The sequence below is a fragment of the Acidobacteriota bacterium genome (genome assembly GCA_003225175.1).
Lineage (GTDB): Bacteria > Acidobacteriota > Terriglobia > Terriglobales > Acidobacteriaceae > Gp1-AA112.
Window position 1 is genome coordinate 1 of sequence record QIBA01000081.1, and the last position, 3,383, is coordinate 3,383.

Consider the following 3,383-nt stretch of genomic DNA (forward strand, 5'->3'; position numbering starts at 1 on the left):
CTCACCGTCACCGAGTTTCTGATCCTGCAAGCCTTGGCGAGCCGGCCGGGCGTGGTGAAAAGCCGCAACGCCCTGATGGACGCGGCCTATGACGATCAGGTTTACGTCGATGACCGCACCATCGACAGTCACGTCAAAAGGCTGCGCAAAAAATTCAAGGCCAGCGACAACGATTTCGACATGATCGAAACGCTGTACGGTGTCGGTTATCGCTTTAAGGAATTATAAGCTTTGAGCAGGTGCCTCGCTGGTGTGGGATGATGTTGCGTTTGGGATTGAGAACCATAGTCCCGCTGCCGAGCGGCGTGCGGGCATGTCAGGCTCGTATGAATTCGAGCCGCCGCCGACAACAACCGGTGGTCATCAATTTATCATCAGCTGTGCGCAATTCGGCCGCGACTCTTTGTTCTGATACCTTTGGGGACAGGGGGATGGGCGGCCGTCATCGGCCAGATTAGGCAGATTCACAGCTATGAGCGAAGTCCCGATTTGCGTCGACTCAAAGCCCGACGTGGAAGAGGAATCCGCGTAGTTTCTTCAAGGTAGCTGCAAGCCTTTAGCTCACCTTTGCGTCCCGTTTGAAGGCGCAAGGCGGTCGAGCTATGCAATACAAGGGGCTTGAGATTACCGTTTTCGAGCAAGAACCCGGAAAATGGCACGCCAGTATCGTTGCAGCGAACGGCAGACCTTTGAAGGGCGATGACCGACAAATACTGGAATTTGTAGCCAGCGCTTCGGCAGTTGACGCCCTCACGTTGGCCATGGAGGCGGTAGATGCCGCCGGGTTATTTTTTCGCAATGCCGACCGGGGGATGGAACGATTTTGGCGAATTCTTCTTCGGTGGGGAATGAGAACTGGGTTATGCGGCACAACAAATCGGTTGGTTGTGCTGTCGGTTCGCATGGTGGACTGACGCTGGCTTCACGGTAGGTCATGTCCGCTAATGGGATGGTCCGGCCGTGCTCCTGCCCCGCCAGCGACGAATCTGGCAAGGGGCTCCAAAGACAAGGAGCACGCCATGTCCCAGAACCTCAACAGCGCAGTTGCCGTGATCGGCATCGATATCGGTAAGAACTCGTTCCACGTCGTCGGGCTGGATGATCGCGGCGCTATTGTGCTGCGTCAGAAGTGGTCGCGTGGTCAGATCGAAGCGCGGCTGGCGAATATGCCGCCCTGCCTGATCGGCATGGAAGCCTGCGTTGGTGCGCATCATCTTAGTCGGAAGCTCAAAGCATTAGGTCACGACGCTCGGTTGATGCCGGCGAAGTATGTGCGCCCGTACTCGAAGGGACAGAAGAATGACTTCCGCGATGCGGAGGCGATCGCAGAGGCCGTTCAGCGCCCAACGATGAAGTTTGTAGCAACGAAGACCGCCGATCAGCTCGACCTGCAGGCACTGCATCGTGTGCGGGAGCGATTGGTCAGCCAGCGGACCGGCATCATCAATCAAATTCGCGCCTTCCTGTTGGAGCGAGGCGTGGCCGTTCGCCAGGGCTTACGGTTCCTGCGCGCTGAGTTGCCGCGCATCTTAGCGACCCCGCCCGACGTGCTATCGGCTCGCATGGTGCAGGTCATCAGCGATCTGGCCGAAGACTGGCGCCGGCTTGACCACCGGATCGATGATTTATCCAATCAGATTGCCGTCCTAGCCCGGCAGGATGCCGGATGCGAGCGGCTAATGAGTGTGCCTGGCATCGGTCCGATCATCTCGAGCGCCATGGTAGCCGCAATCGGGACCGGCGATGCATTCTCCAAAGGCCGTGACTTTGCCGCGTGGCTGGGCCTCGTACCCAAGCAGATCTCAACTGGCGACCGCACCATTCTCGGCAAGATATCAAAGCGCGGTAACCGCTACCTGCGCGTTCTGTTCGTGCAAGCAGCCTGGGTGGTGCTCATCAAACCGATGAGCTGGGATCGGCATGGGCTCAAGCACTGGATCGAGGCTGCCAAGAAGCGACTGCATCGCAACGTCCTTGCGATCGCGCTCGCCAACAAACTAGCGCGCATCGCATGGGGCGTTTTGTCAGGCAGTCGCACGTTTGAAGTGAGCAAGCTGCAGGCAGCGTGAGCTTTGCAAGAAGTTCGGTTACCCGCCGAGGTCTGCGAGAAGATGAGACGAGATGGAGGTTTGGTCTTCCCAGCGCATGCGAACACTGGTGACCCACATGGCCCGTTGAGGCCTTTCCGCTAATGAGCTCGCCTGCGCGCTGATATCCATGACGGCCCGGAGCTAAGCTCCAATCAGAGGTCTGATACATTAATGCAAGACCGCTCACCACCAATTCATCGAATCTTCTTGCTACGCACGGCCGGACCATACATTTGGGTCAAAAGCAGACATCGGAGGGCGTTTAGGCAATGTCCGCTTTACCCCGAAAAGCGGACGTCGCTTGAGCGCGTCCGGATGTCTGCTTTGTGCCGATTTTGTTGCAAAAGGCGGTTGAAGGCTTTTTGGGTCAGTGATTCCGTTCCATCGATGCGATTCGCGAGGGATGCGGACCATGATGGGGCGGCTCGACCGAGATCAGGGGCAACTGTTCTATTCATTCAGCCTCGACGCGGTACCGGACGATCATCCGGTACGCGAGATTGCAGCCGTTCTTGATTTGAGTTGGGTGCACGCCGAGCTGGCACCCTACTATCCGCAGCTTGGTCGTCCCTCGATCGATCCCGTGCTGATGATCCGAATGCTGATCGTCGGCTACTTGTTCGCGATCCGCTCGGAGCGGGCGCTATGCCGGGATGTGCGAGTGAACCTCGCCAATCGCTGGTTTTGCGGGCTGTCGATTGAGGACGCAATACCGGACCATTCGGCGTTCTCGGGTGCCCGCAACGATCGCTTCCGCGATAGCGGCGTCTTCCGAAGCGTCTTCGAGCGTGTTGTTGGCGCTTGCATTGCGGCCGGGCTGGTTGGCGGAGAAGGTTTTGCGGTGGATGCCAGCTTGATTATGGCCGATGCCAACAAGCAGCGATCGATTCCCGGAACACAGTGGAGCAAGGAGCTGGATGCGCAGGCAGTGAGCCGGGCAACCAAAGAGTATCTCGCCACGCTCGATGACGCGGCATTCGGGGCGGCTAGCGAGGTTACGCCGAAGTTTGTGTCGCCGTCAGACCCGGCCGCGCAATGGACCGGCGCGATGCGCGGCCCCGCGTTCTTTGCTTACGCCGACAATTATCTAGTCGACGTGAAGTCGGGCATCATCATGGATGTCGAGGCATCGCGCGCGATCCGCCAGGCCGAAGTCGGCGCGGCGAAGACCATGATCGAGCGAACCGAGCAGCGCTTCGACATTAAGCCGAAGCGGCTCGCGGCTGATACCGCCTATGGTTCGGGAGCAACCCTCGACTGGCTGGTCAAAGACAAGAAGATCGCACCCCACAT

At 58.5% G+C, this 3,383-nt stretch carries 4 protein-coding genes; all 4 read left to right on the forward strand.

The annotated features are described in order from the left end of the window. The coding region (locus tag DMG62_21710; GenBank protein ID PYY20829.1) for a DNA-binding response regulator at nt 1–228 on the forward strand (228 nt) is incomplete at its 5' end. Between the two features lie 374 nt (nt 229–602). Further along, nucleotides 603–914, forward strand: coding sequence for a hypothetical protein (locus tag DMG62_21715; GenBank protein PYY20830.1), 312 nt, complete (start codon nt 603–605; stop codon nt 912–914). A gap of 105 nt (nt 915–1,019) precedes the next feature. Continuing rightward, nucleotides 1,020–2,069: an IS110 family transposase gene (locus DMG62_21720; protein PYY20831.1), complete on the forward strand. Its 1,050-nt coding sequence runs from the start codon at nt 1,020–1,022 to the stop codon at nt 2,067–2,069. A gap of 433 nt (nt 2,070–2,502) precedes the next feature. Then, on the forward strand, nt 2,503–3,383 hold an 881-nt coding region (locus DMG62_21725; protein ID PYY20832.1), incomplete at its 3' end, for an IS5/IS1182 family transposase.